25 protein-coding genes, 1 tRNA gene, 1 other RNA gene and 1 pseudogene are annotated in these 26,139 nt (G+C 45.2%); 15 read left to right on the top strand and 13 right to left on the bottom strand.

Features of this window, described 5'->3' with window-relative positions; all coding sequences use genetic code 11:
* Positions 1-22 precede the first annotated feature (22 nt).
* From B0681_RS00500 to B0681_RS00490, 3 genes are read left to right on the top strand one after another with little or no spacing between them, the layout of a single operon-like run.
* Positions 23-2,380 carry a YgiQ family radical SAM protein gene (locus tag B0681_RS00500; protein WP_078316795.1) on the top strand — a complete coding sequence of 786 codons (2,358 nt, stop codon included), beginning with the start codon at positions 23-25 and terminating at the stop codon, positions 2,378-2,380.
* A gap of 20 nt (positions 2,381-2,400) precedes the next feature.
* A complete protein-coding gene (locus tag B0681_RS00495; RefSeq protein ID WP_078316794.1) occupies positions 2,401-2,712 on the top strand; it encodes a hypothetical protein in 312 nt (103 codons plus the stop codon).
* A gap of 26 nt (positions 2,713-2,738) precedes the next feature.
* Positions 2,739-3,497, top strand: a complete 759-nt coding sequence (locus tag B0681_RS00490) for an ankyrin repeat domain-containing protein (RefSeq protein WP_078316793.1) — start codon at positions 2,739-2,741, stop codon at positions 3,495-3,497.
* A 35-nt stretch (positions 3,498-3,532) separates the two neighbouring features.
* Here B0681_RS00490 and B0681_RS00485 read toward each other — a convergent pair whose 3' ends face one another.
* The 4 genes from B0681_RS00485 to ispF all read right to left on the bottom strand — a co-directional run bounded on the left by B0681_RS00485 (position 3,533) and on the right by ispF (position 5,494).
* On the bottom strand, positions 3,533-3,862 hold the full coding sequence (locus tag B0681_RS00485) for a hypothetical protein (protein ID WP_228143812.1): 330 nt from the start codon (positions 3,860-3,862) through the stop codon (positions 3,533-3,535).
* A gap of 124 nt (positions 3,863-3,986) precedes the next feature.
* On the bottom strand, positions 3,987-4,322 hold the full coding sequence (gene grxD, locus B0681_RS00480; protein ID WP_078316791.1) for a Grx4 family monothiol glutaredoxin: 336 nt from the start codon (positions 4,320-4,322) through the stop codon (positions 3,987-3,989).
* A 111-nt stretch (positions 4,323-4,433) separates the two neighbouring features.
* On the bottom strand, positions 4,434-5,000 hold the full coding sequence (locus B0681_RS00475) for a cysteine hydrolase family protein (protein ID WP_078316790.1): 567 nt from the start codon (positions 4,998-5,000) through the stop codon (positions 4,434-4,436).
* A gap of 11 nt (positions 5,001-5,011) precedes the next feature.
* Positions 5,012-5,494, bottom strand: coding sequence for a 2-C-methyl-D-erythritol 2,4-cyclodiphosphate synthase (gene ispF / locus B0681_RS00470; RefSeq protein ID WP_078316789.1), 483 nt, complete (start codon positions 5,492-5,494; stop codon positions 5,012-5,014).
* Between the two features lie 100 nt (positions 5,495-5,594).
* On the opposite strand from ispF, the gene mnmA reads away from it, so the two are divergent.
* Positions 5,595-6,740, top strand: a complete 1,146-nt coding sequence (gene mnmA / locus B0681_RS00465; protein WP_078316788.1) for a tRNA 2-thiouridine(34) synthase MnmA — start codon at positions 5,595-5,597, stop codon at positions 6,738-6,740.
* Between the two features lie 63 nt (positions 6,741-6,803).
* Here mnmA and B0681_RS00460 read toward each other — a convergent pair whose 3' ends face one another.
* The gene (locus B0681_RS00460) at positions 6,804-7,244 is read right to left on the bottom strand and encodes a hypothetical protein (RefSeq protein WP_078316787.1); all 441 of its coding nucleotides are present in this window, start codon (positions 7,242-7,244) and stop codon (positions 6,804-6,806) included.
* 186 nt (positions 7,245-7,430) lie between these two features.
* On the opposite strand from B0681_RS00460, the gene purB reads away from it, so the two are divergent.
* Complete coding sequence (gene purB / locus B0681_RS00455) at positions 7,431-8,816, top strand: adenylosuccinate lyase (RefSeq protein ID WP_078316786.1); 1,386 nt, start codon at positions 7,431-7,433, stop codon at positions 8,814-8,816.
* A gap of 79 nt (positions 8,817-8,895) precedes the next feature.
* Complete coding sequence (locus B0681_RS00450; protein WP_078316785.1) at positions 8,896-9,684, top strand: cold-shock protein; 789 nt, start codon at positions 8,896-8,898, stop codon at positions 9,682-9,684.
* 127 nt (positions 9,685-9,811) lie between these two features.
* Here the strand turns inward: B0681_RS00450 and B0681_RS00445 are convergent, their stop codons facing one another.
* Complete coding sequence (locus B0681_RS00445) at positions 9,812-10,027, bottom strand: hypothetical protein (protein WP_078317197.1); 216 nt, start codon at positions 10,025-10,027, stop codon at positions 9,812-9,814.
* Between the two features lie 264 nt (positions 10,028-10,291).
* Between B0681_RS00445 and alaS the strand changes: the two genes are divergently transcribed.
* The 9 genes and pseudogenes from alaS (at position 10,292) to B0681_RS00400 (ending at position 16,963) form a co-directional block, all read left to right on the top strand.
* Positions 10,292-12,943 carry an alanine--tRNA ligase gene (alaS, locus tag B0681_RS00440; RefSeq protein ID WP_078316784.1) on the top strand — a complete coding sequence of 884 codons (2,652 nt, stop codon included), beginning with the start codon at positions 10,292-10,294 and terminating at the stop codon, positions 12,941-12,943.
* Positions 12,944-13,129: 186 nt separating this feature from the next.
* Positions 13,130-14,416, top strand: coding sequence for an aspartate kinase (locus B0681_RS00435; protein ID WP_078316783.1), 1,287 nt, complete (start codon positions 13,130-13,132; stop codon positions 14,414-14,416).
* A 227-nt stretch (positions 14,417-14,643) separates the two neighbouring features.
* Positions 14,644-14,811, top strand: a pseudogene (gene csrA, locus B0681_RS00430) (carbon storage regulator CsrA); the annotation flags it as partial.
* A gap of 94 nt (positions 14,812-14,905) precedes the next feature.
* Entirely contained in the window at positions 14,906-15,253 is a 348-nt protein-coding gene (locus tag B0681_RS00425; protein WP_078316782.1) for a HopJ type III effector protein, read from the top strand.
* Between the two features lie 264 nt (positions 15,254-15,517).
* Positions 15,518-15,754 (top strand): 50S ribosomal protein L28, encoded by a 237-nt coding sequence (gene rpmB / locus B0681_RS00420; RefSeq protein ID WP_076554403.1) that lies wholly within the window; start codon positions 15,518-15,520, stop codon positions 15,752-15,754.
* A gap of 36 nt (positions 15,755-15,790) precedes the next feature.
* Positions 15,791-15,946, top strand: a complete 156-nt coding sequence (rpmG, locus tag B0681_RS00415) for a 50S ribosomal protein L33 (RefSeq protein WP_078253122.1) — start codon at positions 15,791-15,793, stop codon at positions 15,944-15,946.
* A 158-nt stretch (positions 15,947-16,104) separates the two neighbouring features.
* Positions 16,105-16,297, top strand: a non-coding RNA gene (ssrS, locus tag B0681_RS00410) — 6S RNA.
* Between the two features lie 124 nt (positions 16,298-16,421).
* Positions 16,422-16,497, top strand: a tRNA-Asn gene (locus B0681_RS00405).
* Positions 16,498-16,660: 163 nt separating this feature from the next.
* Entirely contained in the window at positions 16,661-16,963 is a 303-nt protein-coding gene (locus B0681_RS00400) for a CopG family transcriptional regulator (protein WP_078316781.1), read from the top strand.
* Between the two features lie 68 nt (positions 16,964-17,031).
* Here B0681_RS00400 and sppA read toward each other — a convergent pair whose 3' ends face one another.
* The 7 genes from sppA to B0681_RS00365 form a co-directional block, all read right to left on the bottom strand.
* The gene (gene sppA, locus B0681_RS00395; RefSeq protein WP_078316780.1) at positions 17,032-18,066 is read right to left on the bottom strand and encodes a signal peptide peptidase SppA; all 1,035 of its coding nucleotides are present in this window, start codon (positions 18,064-18,066) and stop codon (positions 17,032-17,034) included.
* Positions 18,067-18,186: 120 nt separating this feature from the next.
* The gene (locus B0681_RS00390) at positions 18,187-20,688 is read right to left on the bottom strand and encodes a ComEC/Rec2 family competence protein (protein ID WP_078316779.1); all 2,502 of its coding nucleotides are present in this window, start codon (positions 20,686-20,688) and stop codon (positions 18,187-18,189) included.
* A 22-nt stretch (positions 20,689-20,710) separates the two neighbouring features.
* On the bottom strand, positions 20,711-21,418 hold the full coding sequence (gene ispD, locus B0681_RS00385; RefSeq protein WP_078316778.1) for a 2-C-methyl-D-erythritol 4-phosphate cytidylyltransferase: 708 nt from the start codon (positions 21,416-21,418) through the stop codon (positions 20,711-20,713).
* A gap of 204 nt (positions 21,419-21,622) precedes the next feature.
* Positions 21,623-21,952: a septum formation initiator family protein gene (locus tag B0681_RS00380; protein ID WP_227525140.1), complete on the bottom strand. Its 330-nt coding sequence runs from the start codon at positions 21,950-21,952 to the stop codon at positions 21,623-21,625.
* A gap of 116 nt (positions 21,953-22,068) precedes the next feature.
* Positions 22,069-23,385: a phosphopyruvate hydratase gene (gene eno / locus B0681_RS00375; RefSeq protein ID WP_078316776.1), complete on the bottom strand. Its 1,317-nt coding sequence runs from the start codon at positions 23,383-23,385 to the stop codon at positions 22,069-22,071.
* A gap of 90 nt (positions 23,386-23,475) precedes the next feature.
* Positions 23,476-24,327, bottom strand: coding sequence for a 3-deoxy-8-phosphooctulonate synthase (kdsA, locus tag B0681_RS00370; RefSeq protein WP_199174073.1), 852 nt, complete (start codon positions 24,325-24,327; stop codon positions 23,476-23,478).
* 141 nt (positions 24,328-24,468) lie between these two features.
* Entirely contained in the window at positions 24,469-26,103 is a 1,635-nt protein-coding gene (locus B0681_RS00365; protein WP_078316774.1) for a CTP synthase, read from the bottom strand.
* Positions 26,104-26,139 lie beyond the last annotated feature (36 nt).

Below are 26,139 nucleotides of genomic sequence, written 5' to 3'. Positions count from 1 at the left end.
TTTTTATTTGGTAACGCTATCCATGTCCACCGCTTATAAACACCGCCAAACTGCCAAAAATATTTTAGATTATGATAAATATTGGGCAAGTTGTTTTGAACCTGCACCATTTTTACCCATGTCCAAAGCAGAAATGGATATGCTTGGTTGGGATAGTTGCGATTTTATTTTAGTGTGTGGTGATGCCTATATTGACCATCCATCATTTTGTTCAGGGGTGATTGGACGCACGCTTGAAGCACAAGGTTTTCGTGTTGGTATTATTGCCCAGCCCGATTGGACATCTGCTGATGCCTTTAAAGTGCTTGGCAAACCAAACATTGCCTTTGGCGTAACCGCAGGTAATATGGACAGTATGATTAACCGCTATACAGCTGACCGCAAAATCCGTTCTGATGATGCCTATTCCCCTGATAATGTGCCAAATAAACGCCCTGACCGTGCAGCGACGGTGTATTGTCAGCGTTGCCGTGAAGCCTTCCCCGATGTGCCGATTATTTTAGGGGGAATTGAAGGCAGTTTACGCCGTATCGCCCATTATGATTATTGGTCAGATAAAGTGCGTCGCTCCATTTTAATGGACGCAAAACCTGATATTTTGGTTTATGGTAATGGTGAGCGTGCAATTATTGAAATCATGCACCGCTTGGCTCGTGGTGAAACTATCAAAACGATTGTCGATGTGCGTGGTACAGCATTTATTTTAAATAAATCTAATCGCCATCTTAAAAAAGATTTTATTGAAATTGCCAGTAATGATGTAGATACGATTGGGCGAGTTGACCCAATTATCAATCCTTATGTGATGATGGAAGATGTTGCCGATTGTGAAATTGAGCAAAATAAAACAGAACAATATCAAAACTTTAATAAAGATGTGGTCGAAAATCCAATCGTAAAAGCAGGTGATGATTTGCCAAGTGATACGCAAATTGTCAGTCTGCAACCATCAAAAGCCATTAAACACAAATTACCACCACGAGAATTGGCAGTCATTCGTATGCCAAGTTTTGAACAAGTGGCAAATGACCGTGTGATGTATGCCCATGCCAATCGTATTTTGCACCTAGAAACCAACCCCGGCAATGCCCGAGCCTTGGTGCAACGTCATGGCGATAGAGATGTTTGGCTAAATCCACCAGCAATTCCACTCACCACCGAAGAGATGGATTATATTTTTGATTTGCCTTATGCTCGCTTGCCACATCCAAGCTATGGTAATGCTCGTTTCCCTGCCTTTGATATGATTAAGTTTTCGGTCAATATTATGCGGGGTTGTTTTGGGGGCTGTACCTTCTGTTCCATTACCGAACATGAAGGGCGAATTATCCAAAATCGTTCGGAAGAATCCATTTTAAGAGAAGTGGAAAAAATCCGTGATACCGCACCAAATTTTACAGGCATTATTTCTGACCTTGGGGGGCCAACAGCGAATATGTATCGCTTGCATTGCAAAGACCCTGAAATTGAAAAAAATTGCCGTAAACCATCGTGTGTTTACCCAGGGGTGTGTCAAAATCTGCATACCGACCATGCACCACTGACCCAACTTTATCGTAAAGCTCGTGAAATCCGCGGCATTAAAAAGATTTTGATTGGTTCAGGATTGCGTTATGATTTGGCGGTGTTAAATCCTGAATATGTCAAAGAATTAGTTACGCATCATGTGGGCGGATATCTGAAAATTGCTCCAGAGCACACCGAACAAGCCCCTTTATCTAAAATGATGAAACCCGGCATTGGTACTTATGACCGCTTTAAACAGATGTTTGACCGTTTTAGTAAAGAAGCAGGTAAAGAGCAATATTTAATTCCATATTTTATCGCTGCCCACCCCGGAACTAGTGATTATGATATGATGAATTTGGCAATTTGGCTAAAGAAAAATGGTTTCCGTGCTGACCAAGTGCAAACCTTTTATCCAAGTCCGATGGCAACCGCAACGACCATGTATTATTCTGCCAAAAATCCGCTGGCAAAAGTCTCTCGTACCAGTGAAGATGTGGATATTGTCAAAGGTGAGAAACGCCGCCGTTTACATAAAGCCTTTTTGCGCTATCATGACCCCAATAATTGGGAATTGTTACGAGCAGCCTTAAAAGAAATGGGTAGAAGTGATTTAATTGGCAATAGTAAACAGCATTTAATTCCAACTTATCAACCTGCTGGCACGGGCAGCTATCAATCAGCTCGTAAAAAGAACTCCAGTGCCAACGGTGATAGCATCAAGCGGACTGGCAACGCCGCTACAAAAGGTGCAAAAAGCCAAAATCAAGGCAAATCGCAACACCGTCAACCACCCAAAGGGCGAGTGCTGACCCAGCATACTGGACTACCACCACGCAAGACAGGTGAGCACAAGGCTCGTAAAGGCAAATAATGCTAGTTAAAGGCTAAATAATGACGGCGTATGGGCGTTTTGGGCAGGTGTATCGCCTACTGGCATGGCTTGGTCTGATTGCTTGGTGGGCGGCTGCTGTTTTGGTGGTGTATTCACTCATCACTTATCAAGTTGGCGTTTTGGCTCATGCCATCTTTTTGGGGCTGTTTTTTGGTTTTGGTGTGGTGAGTGACAAATTAGTTCTACTTTATTATACCAAACTAAAATACATCGGCGTTGTGCTGCTACTGATTGCTTTTTTGGTCGCATTATTGGCAATATCCGCTGAGCACCATCGGCTGTTTATAGAAGGTCTGCCGCTGTTTGACTAACTTTTTTTAAATCATTAGGAGATTTTATGAAACTTCCCATCATCATCACTTTGGGCTGTCTATTAACTGCCTGTGTCAGCGGTCAAACACCTGACCATGCTCAAAACAGCCAAACTAAGCCCACCCCAGCCCAAAACTTTCGCTTTAGCGATGCAGAAAATTTTGACATCGCCAACGAAAACAAATTGGCTTGGCGTGTGTTTTATGATAAGCCATCTACAGGTCCAGATGCAGCGTGGTTTGATGCGGTCAAACGCGGTGATTTGCCAACCGTCAAATACATGGTACAAAACGGTCAAAACATTGAAGCCAAAGATGTTGGTAGTCTTGAGCAGACGGCACTGGGCTGGGCGGCATTTATCGGCTATGAAGACATGGTGGATTATTTAATCGCTCAAGGTGCTGACCTATACGCCACCGACACAGGCGATGTGTATAATGTCATGAAATCGGCGGTACTGGGCAAAAATACCAACATCGTCAAAAAAGTCCACCAACAACTAAACGCCAAAAAGCCTGTGGATCTTAACGACCAAAGTGTTGAAAGCGATGGTGAAACTTTGGTGATGGTCGCCGCCAGTAACAACCGCCTTGAAACCGTCAAATATTTGGCGGCCCAAGGGGCAAATCTAAACTTGGTCGCCACCACCGACGATCCAAAAATGGGTTCATACAACCAATCCGCCTACTCTTATGCGTGTACCCGTGGTCATGTTGAAATGCAGAAGCTACTGGCAAGTCTAGGTGCCATCAACCACCGCACCGGCAAGGCAAGCTGTCAATAAATCTTAAAAACGCTGTGATGCATCGCAGCGGTTTTTTAGATAATACCCATTGTCTGTAGGTTAGCTTTGGCATCATCAGGCAGTTTGTCAAGCAATGCCAATTTCATATGCTCATCACCCTCTTTGAGCACAAGCTCAACCAGTGGTAAGCCATCAAAAGGCAAATCCTGCACCTGCATGGCAAAATTCGCCAAATAATACGCCCCATCGACATCACGATCCGCCATCACACGGTTGTACACCACTTGCCATGCCAGCTCGCCTGCACCGCCATGCTGAATGATGAGATGAATGGCTTGTAATGCGGTATTCGGCGACTCACACAGCGTTAGAATTTGCTCGGAGATTTGTTTGATTGGGTTCATGGGTTTGCCTTGTGGGTTTAATGGCTTGTTAATAAGGATAAACTCCATAAAATCAAGCAATGACTATCCATAAAAAACGACCGCCAAATAAGCAGTCGTTTTGTCATTGATCAAGGTGTATCAATTACACCGCTTGTGTATGCTCTTCGATCAATGGCTTAAGCTCGCCTGATTGGTACATTTGTAGGATAATGTCGCTACCACCAATCAGCTCACCATTAACCCACAGTTGTGGGAAAGTTGGCCAGTTGGCAATCAGTGGCAAGGTACTACGAATATCAGGATTTTCTAGGATATTGACGAACGCAAATGGACGACCGATTTGGGTCAATACTTCTACCGCACGAGCAGAAAAGCCACATTGTGGGAACTGTGGTGTGCCTTTCATGTACAGTAGTACAGCATGGTCTTTGATTTGGTTTTCGATCAATTCTTTGATTTGTGGATTGATGTCGGTCATGGATTTTTCCTTGATTGAGATAAATAAACTTTTGGCTATTATAAGGCTTGTTGGCGGATTTTTAAAGGTGGATTTGTGATATTGCTTGAGCTAAGTCAAATATTTGGTCAGTTAATCACCAATCATCGCCAAAATCTCATCGCTTTTCAATACAGTGGCAAATTCACCGTGCAAATTGGCAAGGCTGATGTCATGCACAAGCTGGCTGTCAAAGCGTTCGCCATTTGCTCCAATTCTATCAAAAGTCGCCGTGCCGTCCGATACCACAAAAGTAGTAAAACCCAAGTTACCCGCCATGCGTGCGGTGGTGGATACGCAGTGATTGGTTGTCAATCCCACCAAAACAAGTGTATCAATACCTGCATGATTTAACAAGCTTTGTAAATCTGTACCGATAAACGCACTATTTACCATCTTATCAATCACGCATTCATTTGCCATCGGTGCTGTCGCTGGTATAAAGGCAAAGCCTACGTGTTTTGGATTTAACGGTGAATCAGCTTCAGTGGAGTGATGGCGTATATGAAAAATTGGTAGCTTATGCGTTCGCCAATGGGCCAATAATTTTAAGCAGATTTGTTCGGTATTAGGATTGTTACGATTACCACCCCAATGTGTTTCATCAGAAAAGCCTTGTTGTAAATCTATCAATAGTAACGCAGGGTTTTGATGACTCATATTAAACCTTTTTATCCATTCATCTTTTGAAGTAGCACCACACTACTGGCAAAAATCCCTTCTTTTCGCCCCAAATAACCCATTTTTTCGTTGGTGGTGGCTTTGATGCTGATACAATCCACACTCACACCTAGCACGCCTGCGATACAGTCACGCATGGCAAGATTGTGCGGTGATAGTTTAGGTGCTTCACAAATCACCGTCATATCAGCATTAATGAGATCGTAGCCCTTTGATTTGACCAAGTCATACACATGAGCAAGCAAAACCTTGCTATCCGCCCCTTTATAGGCGTCATCAGTATCAGGAAAATGCATACCAATATCACCAAGTGCCAACGCACCCAAAAGTGCATCGCACAAAGCATGAAGCAGCACATCACCGTCTGAATGCGCCTTGATGCCATGCGTATGGGGAATTTGGATACCACCAAGCGTCACAAAATCGCCATCGGTAAATGCGTGTACATCCAAGCCCTGACCAATTCTTAGCATGATAATTCCTTAAAAATCTTGAATTATTCAATTATAACACAAAATAACTGGCTAAATTTGCTATAATAAATCATTCATTTTTATCAATTTAAGAACAACTATGACCACACCATTCACTCTAACCGATGTCGCCAAATCACTTGGTAAAGAACCCAAAGACATCAAAGTCATCGTCGGTATGTCTGGCGGTGTTGATTCTTCCGTTTCTGCGGTACTGCTCAAAGAAGCAGGCTTTGCCGTGGAAGGCTTATTTATGAAAAACTGGGAAGAAGACGACGGCACCGAGTATTGCACCGCCTTAGAAGACTTGGCAGATGCTCAAGCGGTCGCTGACAAAATCGGCATCAAGCTACACACCGCCAATTTTGCGATGGAATATTGGGACAGAGTATTTGAGCATTTTTTGGCAGAATACAGTGCAGGTCGCACGCCAAATCCTGATATTTTGTGCAATAAAGAAGTGAAATTCAAAGCCTTTTTGGATTATGCTTTGACTTTGGGTGCGGATTTTATCGCCACAGGGCATTATACCCGCCGCAGCTTTGCAGTAGATGGCAAGGCACAGCTACTTCGTGGACTAGATGGCAATAAAGACCAAAGCTATTTTTTACACGCTGTTGGTGGCGACAAAATCGCCAAAACGCTGTTTCCTGTGGGTGAGCTTGAGAAACCTGCCGTGCGTGCCATCGCCGAGAAATACGAACTTGCCACTGCCAAGAAAAAGGACAGTACGGGCATTTGCTTTATTGGTGAGCGTAAATTCAAAGACTTTTTACAAACTTATCTACCTGCCAAGCAAGGCGACATCTATACCGATGATGGTGTATGTATTGGCAAACACGATGGTCTGATGTACTACACCATCGGTCAGCGTGGCGGTATCGGTATCGGTGGCGTATCAGGTCGCCCCGAAGAGCCGTGGTTTGTCTTGCACAAAGACCTTGATAATAATCGTCTAATCGTCGGTCAAGGACATGAGCATCCCTATCTAATGTCCACTGAGCTGACCGCTTATAAGCTAGACTGGGTGGTTGCACCGCCTGCTGATGGGGCGAAACTGACCGCCAAAACTCGCTATCGTCAGCCTGACCAAGCTTGCACCTTGTATCACGATGGCGATAAAGTGCGTGTGGTATTTGATGAGCCGCAGCGTGCCGTTACGCTTGGGCAATCTGTCGTGTTTTATGATGGTGATGTGTGTCTAGGTGGCGGCGTGATTGATGGCTGCAATGTTAATATTGGCTAATGAGCTATCATCAATAAAAAGACGGTTATGAGCCGTCTTTTTGCTTTGTATCATATCAATTCACTAAAACTTTAAGCGTTTTTGCTGATAAATGCGTTCATAAAAATCCATCGCCGATACTACGCCAACTTGCTCAATCGGTATGATGGCAATAGATACACCAAGCTTAATGGTCAAATACCGCTCATCGAGTGCAAAATCACCCACCTTATGCCACGCCCACTGCTTAGTCTTGCCGCTCATCGTCTCTTGAATGCCAGTATCAGTGATTTCAATCACTGCAGGCTTGCACCAAAACGACAACAAGCCAATGATTAACGCATACACCATGACCATAGTCAGAGTCAATACGCCCACCCCAACCCAAGCAAATCCCGAACCTTGATTGATGGACTGCACGCCTACCACAATCGCACAGATTACCATCACCATGATTAGCCAATCAAATTTACGGGCGAAATATCGATTCAGCTCCCCAACTGTCAAATGATACTCAAGTTTCATGACGCATCTCCTTGATTTTATTTATCATATATTTACCTTATCAAACCCTGACAACTAAGTCAAACTTGTTCACCATTCATAAAATTTGTGCAACACAAGCACTTTTTGACCACAAATTCCCAAAACTGTGTAAACTTTTGTTATAATACGCCAAGCCCTTTTTCTTGATGATTTTAAGGATTATTCATGACCCTATCTACCCTGACCGCCCTATCACCACTTGATGGCCGCTATGCATCAAAAGTCGATGCACTTCGCCCTTATCTGTCTGAATTTGGCCTGATTCACGCTCGTGTCACTGTGGAAGTTCGTTGGCTACAAGCCCTAGCCAATCACCCACAAATCAGCGAAATCGCCCCATTTTCGGCCGAGACCAACGCTCGCCTTGATGCGATTGTGGCAAACTTTTCAGAAACTGATGCCGAACGCATCAAAGAAATCGAACGCACCACCAACCACGATGTCAAAGCGGTGGAATATTTCTTAAAAGAACAAATTGCTGACATCGCAGAGCTTGCCAATGCAGGCGAGTTTATCCATTTTGCGTGCACTTCAGAAGATATCAACAACCTATCTCACGCATTGATGCTCAAATCAGGCCGTGATGTCCTTGTGGCAAGTATGCAAAAAACCATCGATGAAATCGCCGCTTTGGCAGATAAGCACGCCGACCAGCCGATGCTATCACGCACCCATGGTCAAACCGCAAGCCCAACCACGCTAGGCAAAGAGATGGCGAATGTCGCTTATCGCCTACATCGCCAAATTCAGCAGTTCAAAGCAGTAGAATTGTTAGGTAAAATTAATGGTGCTGTCGGTAACTACAACGCTCATCTATCTGCTTATCCAAACATTGACTGGCCAAAACACTCACAAGCGTTTGTAGAAAGCCTAGGTCTGACCTTTAACCCATATACTACACAGATTGAACCGCACGACTACATGGCAGAGATGTTTGATGCCCTGCGTCGTTTTAACACCATCTTGATTGACTTTAACCGTGATGTATGGGGCTACATTTCACTGGGTTATTTCAAACAAAAACTAAAAGAAGGCGAAGTGGGTTCATCGACCATGCCACACAAAGTCAATCCAATTGATTTTGAAAATTCAGAAGGTAACCTAGGCATCGCCAACGCTGTACTTGCACACTTGGGCGAAAAATTACCTATCAGCCGCTGGCAGCGTGATTTGACTGACTCGACAGTACTTCGCAATATGGGTGTTGGTTTTGCCCAAAGCTTGATTGCATTTGATGCCTGCCTAAAAGGTATCGGCAAGCTTGAGCTCAATGCTGACCGCCTACTTGAAGATTTGGATAATGCTCAAGAAGTGCTAGCCGAGCCAATCCAAACCGTGATGCGTCGTTATAATGTCGAAAAACCTTATGAAAAGCTAAAAGCCCTAACCCGTGGTCAGGCGATGACTCGTGAGATGATGGTGAATTTTGTGGGTGGTGATGAGCTTGCGACCGTACCTGACGCAGACCGTCAGCGTCTGGCCGAGATGACGCCTGCGACCTACACAGGCAATGCCGCCGATCAAGCCCGTGCATTAAAAGAATACTTGTGATAATATTTATAAAATCAGATCTTTGCCATCAAATCCTTCTAGTAGTTGATGGCAAGGACATATTTCAAGGAGTTGCTTTATGAGAAGTAGTATTAAATCTATTTTTCCATCAAAAAACAATGATGATAACAGCTACTATGGATTTATAGCTTCAACCGATGGGCAAAAAGATTATTATTTTACATCTAAAAATTTCCAAGATGTTGCCTTTGAAGAGTTATCTGCAGGTTTGGAAGTTGAATTTACTCCATACGATAAGGATGATAAGCGATACGCAAATAGAATCACTTTATTGAACAAAGCAAATGAGCACGAGATTCCAGCAAGCCATGTTCATTCTGCAAGCTATCTTGATTATCAAAAACAAATTGTAGATAGTCTAAGCACTATTGACAAAATAAATGACTCAGGGGACTTTGAAGATGCAACCCATCTAATACTCAGACTACTTGGCATCCATTCAGCTTATCAATTTGATAGAAAAAAACAGGCAGGCAAAGCCGATGGTATTTTTACAATTGAAAATTTAATTGTAATGTATGATTGTACACTCAATGTTAATTTTACAGATTTCAAAAAAGACCAAATCGAAAACTACATCAACAAACTAAATCAAAAAGAACAATTAACTGTTGATGTTCTAAAAATTGATGGCAGCTCCACATCAAAAATGTTCAAAATTGAAAATAAAAAACGCCAAGTGTGGATTATAACTCGTGGAAAAACTCGAGAAATCAATGATTATGATAATATCAAAGTTAAAGAGATTTGCATATATGATTTGATAAGCCTGCTTTCAACTCGTATAAAAGACAGTTCTTATGACATTGATAGATTAACAAGTGAACTAATTTTGCTAGGTAACTAATACGCAGCAGCCACGCATTAAAGGACTACCTAAAATAATCCTTCAAAAAAAATCACCATCCAATCGGGTGGTGATTTTTTATGGCCATTAAAAATAGTTAAACCAAATGTCAGTCAACCATCTATCATTAAGCTTTAGGTGCGCGATTTGGGCCACCAGTCAAGGCACTGATTTTTTTGGTCACGACCAAAGCGACAGGCAAGCTAATCACCGCACCGATAACCACCGCACCGACGATGTGCATGGCCTTATCAAAACCAGTCACAAAAGCGATAATCATCAAAATACCAATAATCACTGTAAAGGCAATCGAAAAAATAGCACTGAATAATGGAAAATTCATCTTAACACCCCATTGATTGTGTGGAATACTATATTTATACACCTTTTTTGCCAAAATGTTAAGTACTTTTGCAAAAATTTCCATAAATTTTTTGTGGGTTTGATTGTTTAATCAAAAATTTGAGTAATTTTGAATGAATTGCCTGTTATTTACCAATTTTTATGCTAAAATTAGGCGTTTTTGGCAGACTATTTTAGCACCAAGCCAACAGATTGATTTGATTATTATGACCCAAACTTCGCCATCATCGGCCAAGGATTTTTTATGAAAACCATGCAGCTTAGCCAAGTTCGTCAAGCGTTTATTGATTTTTTTGTGAGTAAAAATCACACTCATGTGCCATCATCAAGCCTAATTCCACACAATGACCCAACCTTGCTATTTACCAACGCAGGGATGAACCAATTTAAAGACACTTTCTTAGGTCTTGAAAAACGCGACTATGTGCGTGCCGTGACTTCCCAAAAATGCGTACGCGCTGGCGGTAAGCACAATGACCTTGACAATGTCGGCTATACCGCTCGCCATCATACATTCTTTGAGATGCTTGGCAACTTTTCATTCGGTGATTATTTCAAGGCAAATGCCATCGCTTTTGCGTGGGAGTTTTTAACTTCAGAAGACTGGCTTGCCTTACCAAAAGATCGCCTGTATGTCACCATCTATCAGACCGATGATGAAGCCTTTGACATTTGGCACAAAGACATCGGGCTTGCACCTGAACGCATCATCCGTATCGGTGATAATAAAGGCGGCGAATATCAGTCGGATAACTTCTGGATGATGGGCGACACTGGTCCGTGTGGCCCTTGTACTGAGATTTTTTATGATCATGGCGACCATATCGAAGGTGGTCTACCTGGCACGCCTGAAGAAGATGGCGATCGCTACATCGAAGTGTGGAACTGCGTCTTTATGCAGTTCAACCGCCAAAAAGACGGCACGATGGAACCATTGCCAAAGCCATCGGTGGATACTGGCATGGGTCTTGAGCGTATCAGTGCCATCATGCAAGGTGTTCATGGTAACTATGAAGTCGATCTATTTGTCAATCTGATGAATGCCGCTGCCAAGCTACTTGGTATCGAAAACCAAGATCAGCCATCACTTAAAGTCATCGCTGACCACATCCGCGCGGTATCATTCTTGATCGCGGATGGCGTCCGTCCAAGTAATGAAGGCCGTGGTTATGTGCTACGCCGCATCATCCGCCGTGCCGTGCGTCATGGCAACAAACTGGGCGCAGAAGGTGCATTCTTCTATCAAATGGTACCAGCACTAGCGATCGAGATGGGTGCAGCCTACCCACAGCTGAATGAAAAACTGGCCGAAATTCAAGCCGTCATCCAAAAAGAAGAAGAGCAATTTGCCAAAACCCTTGCTCAAGGCCTACGCCTACTCTCAGGCGAGCTTGAAAAACTCAATAACGGCGATACGCTGGATGGCGAAACTGTGTTCAAGCTGTATGATACTTATGGTTTCCCTGTCGATTTGACCGCAGACATCGCTCGTGAGCGTGAGATTGGCGTCGATGAAGCAGGCTTTGAGACGCATATGCAGGCACAGCGTGAACGCGCTCGTGATGCTGGTAAATTTGATGTGGATTATTCTGCCGCCATTAAGGTTGATACCCCGACACAGTTTTTGGGTTATGACAGCTTGGCTGCTGACACCACCATCGTTGGCCTATACCAAGATGGTAAAGAAGTGGATACACTTGCCGAAGGTGATACCGGTGTCATCGTCCTGACTGCAACCCCATTTTATGCCGAAGGCGGTGGTCAGGTTGGCGAAACTGGTGAAATCAGCACCGAGTCAGGTGTATTTGCCGTCGAAGATACCAAAAAATCAGGTCAAGCCATCATTCATCATGGCACCGTAAAAATGGGTCAAATCACCAGCAAACAAGCTGCCGCAGCCCAAGTCATCGATGATGTGCGTGCTGCATCTGCCAAGAACCACTCAGCGACCCACCTACTACACGCTGCTCTACGCACCGTGCTTGGTGATGGCGTCGCTCAAAAAGGCTCATTGGTCTCAAGCGAAGTGCTACGCTTTGACTTCTCTTATGATGGCAGTATCTCAGTAGAGGAACTGGCTCAAGTGGAACGCTTGGTCAATGAACAAATCCAAAAGAACACCACTGTCAGCATTGAGCACATGGACATCGACAGTGCGATGAAAAAAGGTGCGATGGCACTGTTTGGTGAAAAATACGGTGAAACAGTCCGCGTCCTAACCATGGGCGAAAAAGCAGACAAAACACCATTTTCTATCGAGCTGTGTGGCGGTATCCATGTACTACGCACAGGCGATATCGGTATGTTCAAGATCACCTCCGAAAGCGGTATCGCAGCTGGTGTACGCCGTATCGAAGCCTTGACAGGCATGGGTGCACTACGCTATATCCAAGCTGGTGAACGCACTTTGGCAACCTTGGCAAACAACCTAAAAGCCAAACGCAATGAAATCTTGCCACGCATCACAAGCCAAAGCGAGAAGCAACGCGAGCTAGAAAAACAGCTAGAACAGCTAAGCCAAAAACTGGCAAGCCTACAAGCAGTCAGCCTACTAGATCAAGCAATCAGCATTGGTGAGTATCAGCTACTGATTGCCAAAGTTGCCGGCATCGATGGTAAGAGCATTCGTGGTCTGACTGATACGCTCAAATCTCGTCTGACCAATGGCATCATCGTGATTGTCGGCGAAACCGATGACCTGGCCATCACTGCCAGCGTCGCCAAAGGTGCTCAAGACAAAGTCAAAGCAGGCGACATCATTCGCCATCTAGCTTCCGAGCTTGGTGGTAAAGGCGGCGGCAAGCCTGACTACGCTCAAGGCGGTGCACCAAAGTCAGACAAATTGGCTGCTGTCTTAGAAGCATTACAAACCAAGCTTACTGCCGATTTGGCATAAGCTTATCCCAAAGCCATACAAGCAAATACCCAATTTTGTGGCAAAATATCGCAGACGATGGATTGTCCTTGGGATTTGCCTGATGGATTGGCAATTTCATGAGTGTAAATGCATCAGATGACCATCATTTGATGCCAAACACTTGACGACAAGCCCGTACTCGGGTGTTTTACAAGGCAACTATAAATGGCACTAATCGTACAAAAATACGGCGGGACTTCGATGGGCAACATCACCCGCATCAAAAATGTCGCTCAGCGTGTCAAACGCTGGCACGATAATGGTCATCAAGTCGTCGTCGTTGTCTCGGCGATGAGTGGTGAAACAAACCGACTGATCGGTTTGGCTCGTGAAATTACCACCGACCCAAGCCCACGCGAATATGATCAAATGGTCTGCACAGGCGAACAGGTTTCTATCTCTTTACTATCGATGGCACTACAAAGCATCGGTGTTGAAGCCAAATCAATGACCGGTGGTCAAGTTGCCATTCGCACGGATGATACCCATACCAAGGCTCGTATCCAAAGCATCGATACTGATGCCATCATGAACGAACTGAACGCAGGCCGTGTTGTGGTTGTTGCAGGTTTCCAAGGTATCAATGAGCATGGTGATGTCACCACTCTGGGCCGTGGTGGCTCAGATACCACTGGCGTTGCCTTGGCTGCTGCCCTAAAAGCCGATGAATGCCAAATTTACACCGATGTCGATGGCGTTTATACCACCGATCCACGAGTCACTTCAAAAGCCAAAAAACTCTCAAAAATCACTTTTGAAGAGATGATCGAAATGGCGAGCCTAGGCTCAAAAGTCCTACAAATCCGCTCTGTGGAATTTGCAGGTAAATACCAAGTGCCACTGCGTGTCTTATCAAGCTTTGATGATAATGCAGATGGTGTTTTTGATGATAACTTTAAACAAAATGTAGGCACACTTATCACGATTGATGAAGGAGACGATATGGAACGTGCAGTTATTTCTGGTATCGCATTTAACCGCGATGAAGCAAAAATCGTCGTGCGTGGCGTGCCTGACCGCCCTGGTATCGCATCGGCCATCCTAAGCCCAGTGAGCTCTGCCAATATCGAAATCGATATGATCATCCAAAACGCTTCACAAGAAGGCTATACCGATTTTAGCTTCACCGTACAGCGTGGCGACTTTGACAAAACTCTAAAAATCCTAAACGAGCGTGTCAAAGATGACATCGGTGCAACCGAAGTGTTTGGCGCTGACGATGTGGTCAAGGTCTCTATCGTGGGCGTTGGTATGCGTTCGCACGCAGGTGTGGCAAGCAAAATGTTTGACACCCTAGCAAGCAACAACATCAACCTACAAATGATCTCAACCAGCGAAATCAAGGTATCTGTCCTAATCCAAGAACAGCACCTAGAAAAAGCGGTCAAAGAGCTACATACCGCCTTTGGTCTGGATCGTGAAGATGGCGAAAGTAAAGTTGCTGGTCTATAAACAACCACCATCAGCATAGATTGAATTTTTCAAAGATTTTGTTAAACAAAATACAACGAAATCGACAGAAAAATTACTGACAAGATGCCTAATGCAGATTATAATATCGCATTAGGCATTTTTATGGGCAAAATTTATACAGCCCGCCCACCGATCAACTCAATTGATAAAACGGATATCAAGGCTAACAATAACGATTGAGTTGATGTGTATCTAAGGAGTATCTTATGCTAATCCTAACCCGCCGTGTCGGCGAAACCCTAATGATTGGTGATGAAGTCAGCGTGACTGTCCTAGGCGTCAAAGGCAACCAAGTCCGTCTTGGCGTCAACGCCCCAAAAGACATCGCTGTACACCGTGAAGAAATCTATCAACGCATTCAGCACGAACGCTCAATGCAAATGCACATGAGCCACCTAGAACAAGGCGGTAACTTTGCACCACCATCATTTGATGATGATGACTACTTTAACCGCTAATAGGTGCCCTATGCGTACAACAGACATGTCCCGCCTACTGGCTGGCGTTGCCAATGGCAGTCTTAAATTTGCCGATGTGATTGCTTTTATCGAAGCCAATTATCACTACACACCAGTCGAATTCAGTAATGGTGAAGTCGTTAATCCAGCTGGCACCAATGAAGGCAGTGCCAAAGTATTTAGCCTAGCCAAGCTACACGGTCTTAATCAAATCGACACCCTATCGCTATTTGCCGAACATTACCAATCGGTATTAGCCACGCCTGATGGCATTGACCATGCCAATATCCGCAACTTTATGCATTATGGCTGGCATGGCTTTGGGATGCCGACATTGGCGCTGAGCCCAAAAGTTTGAGTTAAGTTTATCTGCCCGCAAACTTGCAATCATCAACTTGAAAACACTTGTCAAGTGATTGTATTTCGTGTATAATTCGGGCTTTAATTTTTTCTGCTACTTCTTGATTGTCGTCGCCTTTAACGGTAAGCAAAGAGTGGCCTAACCATAAGAAGTCACACTTTATTTGTGCCGTGTCCATACCACAAATAAATAAGCACCAAAGCTGTGACTGGCACACCTGATACCGCTCAATATCCGTGCCGCTAAGATTAGGAGTTCACCATGTCTCGAGTCTGTCAAGTGACTGGAAAACGCCCACAAGTGGGTAACAATGTATCACACGCGAACAACAAAACTCGCCGTCGTTTCCTTCCAAACCTACACAACCATCGTTTTTGGGTAGAGTCTGAGAACCGTTTTGTTCGTCTACGCGTTTCATCTAAAGGTATGCGTATCATTGACAAGCATGGCATCGACAAAGTGCTTGCTGACCTACGCGCCCAAGGTCAAAAAATCTAATTTGACCCCACATACCATTAGTTAAAGGATACGATCATGAGAGATAAAATTAAACTAGTTTCTACTGCTGGTACTGGTTATTTCTACACCACCACTAAGAACAAGCGTACTATGCCTGGCAAAATGGAAATCAAAAAATTTGATCCAAAAGTTCGCCAGCACGTTCTATTCAAAGAAGCAAAAATCAAATAATCGCTTCTTAATCAAATGCCCATCGACTTCGATGGGCATTTTTGTACCTTCAAGCAATAAATTGATAAAAAATTAATTAAAATCAAACAGTTGCTTTATAAGATAGCAGTCATTATCCATTCAATCAACTTGAAAAATTTGCTCAATTTGGTATAATAAAGTTTCTGAAGTACTCGCCAGTGAAGCGTATTCCTGAGCCGATAATCTTATATTAGGATTTGGGTTCAATGTTTCTGTTGAGCAGGCCTGCATCCTTGTGATGAATCAGGAAGCCGTAATGAGCATTACCCTTATCCGCCTTGAACTTCACGGTTCATGGTCACCCCTTCACAGCGGTACTTTGGTTTTTTATTTTATGCGTATTTGATGGAAATTTTCGATTATTTTTTGAAAATTTATCAAAAAAGTGTTGACAGGTCAAAATAACCTGCTATAATACGCACCATCTTGAGCATACAGCGAAAGATACCGACATTCCCCAATAGCTCAGTCGGTAGAGCATCGGACTGTTAATCCGTGTGTCCCTGGTTCGAGCCCAGGTTGGGGAGCCATATTAAAAAAGCCCTTAGTCACAAGCTAAGGGCTTTTGCTTGTCTATGATCGCTCAGCAAAAGATCATCGGGATTTGACAGTCATCGTCATCGTGGTATAATCGCTCATATCGCTTTATTCGCGCTTGATAGATCAAGCCGACCCAACTAAAAAAGGATACTCATGCTTCCACCACGCATCAAGAATCGCTATTCTGACCATCCGCAGACCATCATGCGCCCTGTGCATTTGCGCTTATCTGAAGAAATCATCAAGCATCTGGAGGTAACTGCCCAAGATCATGGATTTGATCGTATCCAAGGTTTGATTCGTCTGTATATCCGCCAAGGGCTTGACCGCGATAATTCTGATTATACTTTGGCTGATGATGTGCTATTTATCGAAAAACTGCGTAAAAAAGGCGTCAGCCAAAAGATTATCGATGAGGCACTGGCCGATGTGAATCAAAAATGCGATTTAGGCTAGTCTGCCCTACTCTATCGCACTAAAAAAACCTGCCATCATCAAATGCGCAGGTTTTTTGTGGCTTAAGGTTATTTGATGCTCGTTGGCGTATCTTCGCCAAAGCTTAGCTTGACGCCCTCACCCAGACCTTTACCGATTTGCACCCCAAAGCGATCAAAAAATACATTCATTGGATTGACATAGCTATAGTCCACCGTCTCAAGCTCCAGCTGTTTTTTTAGTTGGCTGATGCCACCAGTTTTATCCGCCAAGCCCAGTGCCACTGCATCATCTCCTGTCCAAAACAGCCCGCTAAAAAGCTGATTTTCATCTGGATTTTTTAGCTTATCGCCACGGCCTTGTTTGACGGCATCGATGAAGTTTTGATGGGTATTATCAAGCAATTTTTGAACATGCGCCTCTTCAGCAGCGGTCATTTCACGCGTCATGCTTAAAATATCTTTATACTCGCCAGAGGTCAGCGTACGATCTTTGACGCCGATTTTATTCATCAGCTCCTCGATATTATAGCCTGACATGATCACACCGATTGAGCCAACCAGGCTTGAAGAATTGACCCAGATTTCATCAGCAGCAGAAGCGATGTAGTAGGCGCCCGACGCGCCCATATCGCCGATGATGGCGTACAGCTTTTTGTCAGGGTATTCTTGGCGCAGATCCATCGCCATTTGCCAAATCTCATCAGATTGAACTGGGGAGCCGCCGGGTGAATTAATGCTTAATACCACCGCCTGTGCTTGTTCATTTTCAAAAGCTTGTGCTAATGAATCATTGATATTTTGGGCATTGGTATCGCTATTTGGTGCGATGGCGCCACTGACATTAATCACAGCGATGTGTGGCTCGCTCATGCCAATGCGATCGAGCGAGCTGCCCGTAGTGCCGCTACAGCCGATGCCGATCGCCGTCAATAGGAACAATAAATAACAAAAGGTCAAAAGCTTAAAGAAGATCGACCAACGGCGGCTGGCCTTTTGTTCTTCGATGCTGGCTAGCAAAGTCTTTTCAAGCAGACGCCATTCCTCGCCTTGACGAGGTGGTGTCATCGGTGTACCAGCTGGCAGCTGATCATTGGATTTGTTGGGATTTGGTGGCCATGCCATGAAATATTACCTTTAAAAGATGATAAAATTAAGATAAAAGCGTTTGACTCAGTATTCTACCTCAAAAGATGGGTGAGCGATAGCACCAAGTGCATCTTAAAGCAGCCACAATCAAAAAAGTCACTCCAATATTATCTGTGAAGTCTCTGTCAGCTTTGTGTTGAGAGCATCGCTATTGGCAGTGCGGCTCGTGGATAGCCAGTATCGCTGATGGGTCAAATCTTCAGTAATTTTTAGCGACTCGTCGCTTGCGCACATCATCTCCCATAGCTGCCATAACAGCGGCTCGCTGCTGGTGTTAAAGATCAGCTGCGTTTTATTTTTGGTATCATCAGACTGCTCCATGATGTCTGGCAGCGCATCCGATGCCATCGGCATGCCCATCACAGTCAGCGACTGATCACTCAAAAGCTCAATCTCGCAGTGCTGTACGCGCTCATCATCGATCTCATGCCAGCCTGTCAGCGCGCGCAGCATCAGCCCATCAGCTTGCCAAGTCATGCCCGCTTGACACGGCTCATGTCGTAATGATGCCAGCGGCTGATGATCGCCCGCTTGCCAGTAGCGATGCACAGGCATTCTTGTGGCCAGCTCAGCGACCATTGGCATAAATATCGCACTGGTGGACTGTACAATGACACCATCCAAACCAGATCGCGCCACACCTTGACGATGCAGCTGATCGATAAGGGTGTTTGCGTGGTTGGCGCGTAGTGATTTAGCACCCAAGTCATTTAATATCAGCCAATGGCGCTTTTTTTGACCATCGGATTGAATCAATAAGAGTTGGCTCGTCTGTTGGCTATCGGTGGGTAGATGCATCAATACCAATGACGGCTGTGAATGATCCGATGCCAAAAACACGATGGCAAGTATTGGCATCATCATCAGTGATCGCGGCAGCACTTTTGGCAAAATCAGCAGTCCCACCAACAAAAAACACAACAAAAATCCTGCCATGGTAAACGGTGCATACCACCAAGCACTGATCGCACCCAGTTGATGACCAAGACTAAAATTCAGTGCCTCGTGCAGCGCATACAGCAGTGATGATGCCAAAAACCACAGGCCATCGGCCAGCTGGGGCAGCAGCCAAAATAACGATCCTGCCAATAAATTTAGCGGCACAACCACAAAACCAAATAAACCAATGGCAAATAAATTGACCACAAGACCCCAAATGGATATTTTCCCAAACAACAAAATCGACAGCGGCAACATCGCAAAAAACAGCCAAAACTGCAGCTTGGCCAACTGCCACACTGCTTGCGGCCACAATTTGGGCTGCCAAAGCACGCTGTCACCAGAAGCCAGCTGCGCCTCTGATAACTCATATCGCATCAACACCAGTACCGCAATGAAGGACAGCCAAAACCCTGCCTGCCATAGCACATAAGGATCCAGCCAAATCATCAATAAGGCCACCCAAGACAGCGCTGAGACCATCCCAATCGGCAGCACAAAATAACGAATCAGCCAGGCTGCCATCAAAAGATACACCGTACGCACCGCTGGTACCTCAAATCCTGTAAATAGTGCGTACAGCACGCTTGCTGCAACCATAACCGCCATACGAATTTGCCATCGCGGCAGTGTTTGATAGATATTAAGCGCAAATCGATCCGTGATCCCCGTCACCACGGTGGATAAAATCATCGCCAAAAACAGCACATGCGTCCCAGAGATCGCAAGCAAATGCGAAATACCAGCCAGCTGATACAGATCCTTGGTGCTTTTATCGATCAAAGCGCGATCACCCGTCATTAGGCTCAAGGTCACAGCATCCGCTTGTGCCTGCGCGTAAGTTTTCGTGCTCCAATTCTGATAAAAATGCGTCCGAAGTCGTTGCCGATACTGCTCAAGCTTTAAGCCAAGCTGCGCTCGTCGTGATTGAGCTGATCTTGGTTTTATCTCGTCTATTGATAATATCTGTGCATTTGCATGAACATGGCGCGTCTTAAGCCATTGATTGGCATCAAACCCATCAGCACTGACCGTACGATCGATGGGCGTGATCAACAGCTGCATCGATACCGCCATAGCTGGCTTAAGATTGCTTAGCTCATCAAGATTTGTTTTGGTAAAATTCGGGTGCGCGCTTAGCATCACGGTCGCCCCCTCCATCGCCTGATGTGCTGACGAATCTAAAGCGGGCACAGTCATCGCACCATCATTAAATGGGTTAAATACATCCAAAGCCTGCATCTTTGATGCAGATGCAGGCTTGATATGATGAATGGTGGCGACTTGACGATACGCACTGCCCATCACAGGATCATAGACGCCATCGCTGATGGTATCTATGTACGCTGTGGCGCTGATGATATGACGCGATTTGGGCGTGAGTTTTTCATAAGCCACATAGGCGGTCAGTGCTTTTATGATAAATAAACCCAGCATCAGCACGCCAAAGACCAGCTTTGCCGCCCTGGGCAGTCGCTTATCAAGTTTCGGCCATAACAATGTCGATCCCATCGTCAGCAGCAAAGCAGCTGTCAAGCCAATGCTTAGGCGATCATCACCAAAAATCTGCAGCCAAAACTCATCAAACCAAAAACCCTCAACCGTACCCAGTAGCACCAAAAGCACTGCCGAGATCAACCCAAACAGCCAAATTGCCATCACAGCGCCCTACCAAAGAATCTCACGCATCACTCTGGGTGATCAAAGCCTGAATCAATGGCAGATCCTCTGGATAAGTCAGCTTAATATTCATGCGCGAAGCTGCGATGATATCTACGGCCACACCCATCGCCTCGCATGCAGCCGCCTCATCAGTGATGTGAATGTCATTTGTCATCACATAGTCAAAGGCAGCTTTAAGCGTCTTGATTTGAAATGCCTGCGGTGTCAGCGATTGCCACAGATTCTCACGATCGACAGTATGACTGATACGGCCATCTTTGGCGTATTTGAGCGTATCGACAACTGCGCTGGCCAAGATGATGGCACACGCATCGTTAGAGTGGATCTTATCAATGATTTTTTGTAAATCAGATCGTGGCAAACAAGGGCGCGCCGCATCATGGATCAACACCCAGTCGTCTGCTTTGGCGCCCAGTTGACAGATGCTGTTAAGGCCATTCATCACCGACTGCCAACGCTCAGCACCTCCAATCGCCAAATGTATTGGCAATGAATATGACGCCTCAATATCCACACACGCATCCTTAATCCAAGCATCCTGTGCAGAGACCACCAAAGTCAATGCCGAAAGCGCAGGATGGTTGAGCCTCTCGACACTGTGCGCCAAGATGCTTTTATTTAAAATTCTAAGGTACTGCTTGGGCAGATCGCCACCGAATCGAGATCCGGTACCAGCGGCGACGATGAGTGGATAAATCGTACTCATATCAATAAGGTCTTTGGATTAATGATATTAAATGGCTGTCTTTCAAAGAGTGATCGTATCACAATGCATGCAGGCCATCCAACCATAACTAAAAATAAAATCGCCAAGTTGATCAGCTTGGCGAAGGATGTTGCGTATAAAGCATGAGCCGATAAAAAGCGTGATGTACTGCATTCATTGATAATCAAATGCCATCATCAAAGCTTATTGCGCTTGATCGGTCACAGCAGGCTCTGGTAAGGCATCGACAGCCTCAACATCCGCTTGCACTTCAGGCAGAGGCTGACGAGAGTAGGTAATTGGCGCATTAGACAACTGTACAAAAGTCTCACCGCGCTTAATCAAGCCCAAATCCAGTCGTGCATGCTCTTCGATGGCAGACAGTCCAGATTTTAGGTCTTTAACATCCGCCAATAAGATGCTGTTTTTATAGCTTTGCTCTTGATTGAGACGAGTCTGTTCGGCCAGCTGGCTTTTGACTTCAGCCAAATTGGCATGGCCATATTCACCATACCAATATTGATACTGCATCATGGCCAATATCACTGCGGCGATCACAATGGCTAATATATAGCTAAAGTTAGCTCCCCTCAATCGATGTGCATTTTTGATGATTTTCACCGCAGTGTTACCCCGCCTTAACTCATCCATCAGCCACGCAGGCCAATGAACTCTTCGCGACCACGATAAGCCGCGCGTACTTGCTGTTCAATACGCAGCAGCTGGTTGTATTTAGCGACGCGATCAGAGCGGCACAGCGAGCCAGTTTTGATTTGGCCAGCAGCTGTACCAACTGCCAAATCAGCGATGGTTGAATCTTCAGTTTCGCCAGAACGATGGCTGATGACGGTGGCATAGCCGTTTTGTTTGGCCAAATAAATCGCATCCAAGGTCTCACTCAGCGTACCGATTTGATTGAACTTAATCAAAATGGCGTTGGCAATGTTTTTGTCGATGCCTTCTTGTAGGATTTTTGGATTGGTGACAAATAGGTCATCACCCACAAGCTGCACTTTATTACCCAACTGCTTGGTCAGATAAGCCCAACCCTCCCAGTCACTCTCATCCAGACCATCTTCGATTGAGATGATCGGGTATTGGTTACACAGACCAGTCAGATAATCACTAAATCCTTGGCTATCAAAGGCTTTATTGCCTTCGCCCGCTAGGATATATTGACCATTTTTATAAAACTCTGAAGAGGCACAGTCTAGCGCAAGGAAGATGTCTTGGCCTGCTTTATAGCCTGCTTTGTCGATCGCTTGCATGATGACAGTGATGGCTTCTTCGTTTGAGCGTAGATTTGGTGCAAAACCACCCTCATCGCCGACTGCGGTGTTTAGACCTTGAGATTTTAGCACTGATTTTAGGCTATGGAAAATCTCAGTACCTGCACGCAGCGCTTCAGAGAATGAATCAAAGCCCACAGGCTCGATCATAAACTCTTGGATATCTACCGTGTTATCAGCGTGCGCACCACCGTTTAGGATGTTCATCATTGGCACAGGCATGGTCAAGCTGGTTTGGCCGCGCAGATTGGCGATGTATTGATGCAGTGGCAGATTTTGAGACAGTGCTGCAGCTTTGGCAGCTGCCAAAGAGACCGCCAACATGGCATTGGCACCCATATTGCCCTTATTTTCAGTGCCATCAAGCTCGATTAAAATCTTATCAATTTCGCTTTGTTGGGTGACATCCTGATCCATCAAAGCGGTGCGAATTTGACTGTTGGCGTTGGCGACGGCTTTTTTGACGCCTTTGCCCAGATAGCGATTAGCATCACCATCACGCAGTTCAAGTGCTTCGCGAGAGCCTGTTGATGCGCCACTTGGGGCTGCTGCACGACCGCAGATGCCATTGGCCAAAATCACATCGGCTTCAATGGTTGGGTTGCCGCGCGAATCAAGAATTTCACGGGCGATGATGTCTTTGATTTCTACAACATTTTTGGTATCTTCAGCGTACATAACAGCTCCTATATTTATGTGAATTTAAAATTAAAAACCTAACTTTCAGTCCATTAAAACCATCCATCAACTTGCATAAGCAGTCTTGGATTATTTGGTGTCTAGCACCTCAAAGCCTTTGACAAGATCATCAATTTGCTTTAACTGGGTCAAAAACGGCTCAAGCTGATCCAAACGCAGCGCACAAGGGCCATCGCATTTGGCTTTATCAGGATCAGGGTGTGCCTCCAAGAACAAGCCCGCCAGCCCTGTCGCCATACCCGCCTTAGCAAGCGTGGTGATTTGATGGCGACGACCGCCGGCACTGTCTGAGCGCGCGCCAGGCTCTTGCAGCGCATGTGTCACATCAAAAAACACCGGTACATTCATCGCTTTCATGGTGTCAAAACCCAGCATATCGACGATCAGATTATTATAGCCAAATGCCGATCCGCGCTCACAAAGGATCACTTGGTCATTCCCCGCTTCAAGGCATTTGTTGATAATATGACGCATCTCGTGCGGCGCTAGAAACTGTGCTTTTTTGACATTGATGACTTTACCAGTGCGCGCAATGGCGCTGACCAAGTCAGTTTGACGCGACAAAAACGCAGGCAACTGTAAGACATCAGCGACTTTTGCCACAGGGGCGGCTTGATATGGCTCATGCACATCTGTAATGATGGGTACATTATAAGCTTCTTTGATGTCATTTAGCCAAGTCAAGCCCGTTTCAAGACTTGGGCCACGAAACGAGTACAGACTTGAGCGGTTCGCCTTATCAAAGCTTGCCTTAAATACATAGCCAATACCCAAACGATTACAAATATCAATATATCGCTCTGCAATCTCAAAAGCCAATTCGCGGCTTTCAAGCACATTCATACCGCCGAACAAGACGAATGGCTTATCATTGGCAATCTCAATCCCAGCAACGCTGACGGTAGATTGAGCAGCTGTCATTGGCTGTGTCATGTCAAAATCCTTAGAATCAAGTAAAGACCATTAAGATGGACTTGCTTATTATACTACCAACCGATCATAAAAACACGCGCATTCACAAAAAAGCACACCAAACGAACATGGCTTGATGTGCTTTGAATGTCAGTCTTTTTTCAAATCAATGGCTGCTTTGATAAAGCTATTAAACAACGGATGGCCACCGCGCGGTGAACTGGTAAATTCTGGGTGATACTGCACCGCGACAAACCAAGGATGGCTGTCAATCTCCACCGCCTCCACCAGATGCTGTTTGGCAGAATAGCCTGAGATTTTCATACCAGCATTTTCAAGTGGCTCGACATAGCGATTATTCATCTCATAGCGATGACGATGGCGCTCGGTGATGTTGTTCGCTCCATAGATTTTGGCAAGTTTTGATCCTGCCACCAGTTCAGCTTCTTGAGCGCCAAGACGCATCGTGCCACCCAAGTCTGAATCATCTGAGCGAATTTGCAGCTCGCCTTTTTCGTCAAACCATTCGGTGATCAAGCCAATGATCGGATCAGAAGTTTTGCGGTCAAATTCGGTTGAGTTGGCTTCAAGTCCAAGTACATTACGAGCAAATTCGATCACCGCCAACTGCATGCCCAGACAGATGCCCAAAAACGGCTTGCTGTTCTCACGCGCGTATTGGATGGCTTTCATTTTGCCCATCGTGCCGCGCTCACCAAAACCGCCTGGCACCAAGATGGCATCAGCGCGCATCAGATCATCCATCGCTGTGCTGTCTGTCTCCAAGGTCTCAGCATTGATGTACTGGATACGGACTTTAGTTTTGTTGTGGATGCCAGCGTGTAGTAGCGCTTCGTTGACTGATTTATAAGCATCAGGCAACTCGACATATTTACCTACCATCGCCACGACGATTTCACCTTGAGAGTTAAACAGATCATTAACCACCTGATCCCAATCTGACAGATCAGCTTCAGGTGCTGTAATACCAAAGCGCTCACAAATTAAATCATCCAAATCCTGCTCATAAAAACGGCGTGGGATTTGATAGATGGATTTGGCATCTTCGCACAAGATAACGCCACGAGTCTCAACATTGGTAAATAGTGCGATTTTTTGGCGGTTGTCTTCTGAGATTGGCTGCTCTGAACGGCAAATCAGCACATCAGGCTGTAGGCCGATTGAGCGCAATTCTTTGACCGAATGCTGTGTCGGCTTGGTCTTAGATTCGCCAGCTGAGGCGATATAAGGCACCAAAGTCAAATGCATCAGTAGTGAATTGTTGCGACCAAGCTCCACTTGCATCTGGCGTACCGCTTCCATAAATGGCAAGCTTTCGATATCACCGACTGTACCACCGATTTCGATGATGGCAATGTCGTAGCCCTCGCCACTGGCGCGGATCTTATGTTTGATTTCATCGGTGATGTGGGGAATGACTTGTACAGTACCACCAAGATAATCACCACGACGCTCTTTGGCAAGTACGGTTTGATAGATGCGGCCACTGGTGAAATTGTTGGCTTTACTCATCTTAGAGTGACGCAGGAAACGCTCATAATAGCCTAGGTCAAGGTCGGTCTCAGCGCCATCTTCAGTGACAAAGACTTCACCATGCTGAAACGGGCTCATCGTGCCAGGATCGACATTGATATAAGGATCCATCTTAGTCATGGTCACTTTTAGACCACGGGCTTCTAAAACAGCTGCAAGAGATGCGGCAGCGATGCCTTTGCCAAGTGATGACACGACGCCGCCGGTTACAAAGATAAATTTAGTCGTCATAAGAATAAATCTGTTGCTGGTAAAATAGAATTTTAC

Origin of the sequence: Moraxella porci DSM 25326 (assembly GCF_002014855.1) — a bacterium.
In the GTDB taxonomy this organism is placed as follows: domain Bacteria; phylum Pseudomonadota; class Gammaproteobacteria; order Pseudomonadales; family Moraxellaceae; genus Moraxella; species Moraxella porci.
Note: the sequence above shows the minus strand (reverse complement) of the source record. Positions and strands in the feature narration are given on the sequence as shown.

What these genes read in the sequence shown, in the direction of transcription:
- B0681_RS00500 (WP_078316795.1), top strand. Translation starts at nt 23, where the DNA reads ATGTCCACCGCTTATAAACACCGCCAAACTGCCAAAAATATTTTAGAT.
- B0681_RS00495 (WP_078316794.1), top strand. Translation starts at nt 2,401, where the DNA reads ATGACGGCGTATGGGCGTTTTGGGCAGGTGTATCGCCTACTGGCATGG.
- B0681_RS00490 (WP_078316793.1), top strand. Translation starts at nt 2,739, where the DNA reads ATGAAACTTCCCATCATCATCACTTTGGGCTGTCTATTAACTGCCTGT.
- B0681_RS00485 (WP_228143812.1), bottom strand. Translation starts at nt 3,862, where the DNA reads ATGAACCCAATCAAACAAATCTCCGAGCAAATTCTAACGCTGTGTGAG.
- grxD (WP_078316791.1), bottom strand. Translation starts at nt 4,322, where the DNA reads ATGACCGACATCAATCCACAAATCAAAGAATTGATCGAAAACCAAATC.
- B0681_RS00475 (WP_078316790.1), bottom strand. Translation starts at nt 5,000, where the DNA reads ATGAGTCATCAAAACCCTGCGTTACTATTGATAGATTTACAACAAGGC.
- ispF (WP_078316789.1), bottom strand. Translation starts at nt 5,494, where the DNA reads ATGCTAAGAATTGGTCAGGGCTTGGATGTACACGCATTTACCGATGGC.
- mnmA (WP_078316788.1), top strand. Translation starts at nt 5,595, where the DNA reads ATGACCACACCATTCACTCTAACCGATGTCGCCAAATCACTTGGTAAA.
- B0681_RS00460 (WP_078316787.1), bottom strand. Translation starts at nt 7,244, where the DNA reads ATGAAACTTGAGTATCATTTGACAGTTGGGGAGCTGAATCGATATTTC.
- purB (WP_078316786.1), top strand. Translation starts at nt 7,431, where the DNA reads ATGACCCTATCTACCCTGACCGCCCTATCACCACTTGATGGCCGCTAT.
- B0681_RS00450 (WP_078316785.1), top strand. Translation starts at nt 8,896, where the DNA reads ATGAGAAGTAGTATTAAATCTATTTTTCCATCAAAAAACAATGATGAT.
- B0681_RS00445 (WP_078317197.1), bottom strand. Translation starts at nt 10,027, where the DNA reads ATGAATTTTCCATTATTCAGTGCTATTTTTTCGATTGCCTTTACAGTG.
- alaS (WP_078316784.1), top strand. Translation starts at nt 10,292, where the DNA reads ATGAAAACCATGCAGCTTAGCCAAGTTCGTCAAGCGTTTATTGATTTT.
- B0681_RS00435 (WP_078316783.1), top strand. Translation starts at nt 13,130, where the DNA reads ATGGCACTAATCGTACAAAAATACGGCGGGACTTCGATGGGCAACATC.
- B0681_RS00425 (WP_078316782.1), top strand. Translation starts at nt 14,906, where the DNA reads ATGCGTACAACAGACATGTCCCGCCTACTGGCTGGCGTTGCCAATGGC.
- rpmB (WP_076554403.1), top strand. Translation starts at nt 15,518, where the DNA reads ATGTCTCGAGTCTGTCAAGTGACTGGAAAACGCCCACAAGTGGGTAAC.
- rpmG (WP_078253122.1), top strand. Translation starts at nt 15,791, where the DNA reads ATGAGAGATAAAATTAAACTAGTTTCTACTGCTGGTACTGGTTATTTC.
- B0681_RS00400 (WP_078316781.1), top strand. Translation starts at nt 16,661, where the DNA reads ATGCTTCCACCACGCATCAAGAATCGCTATTCTGACCATCCGCAGACC.
- sppA (WP_078316780.1), bottom strand. Translation starts at nt 18,066, where the DNA reads ATGGCATGGCCACCAAATCCCAACAAATCCAATGATCAGCTGCCAGCT.
- B0681_RS00390 (WP_078316779.1), bottom strand. Translation starts at nt 20,688, where the DNA reads ATGGCAATTTGGCTGTTTGGGTTGATCTCGGCAGTGCTTTTGGTGCTA.
- ispD (WP_078316778.1), bottom strand. Translation starts at nt 21,418, where the DNA reads ATGAGTACGATTTATCCACTCATCGTCGCCGCTGGTACCGGATCTCGA.
- B0681_RS00380 (WP_227525140.1), bottom strand. Translation starts at nt 21,952, where the DNA reads ATGATGCAGTATCAATATTGGTATGGTGAATATGGCCATGCCAATTTG.
- eno (WP_078316776.1), bottom strand. Translation starts at nt 23,385, where the DNA reads ATGTACGCTGAAGATACCAAAAATGTTGTAGAAATCAAAGACATCATC.
- kdsA (WP_199174073.1), bottom strand. Translation starts at nt 24,327, where the DNA reads ATGACAGCTGCTCAATCTACCGTCAGCGTTGCTGGGATTGAGATTGCC.
- B0681_RS00365 (WP_078316774.1), bottom strand. Translation starts at nt 26,103, where the DNA reads ATGACGACTAAATTTATCTTTGTAACCGGCGGCGTCGTGTCATCACTT.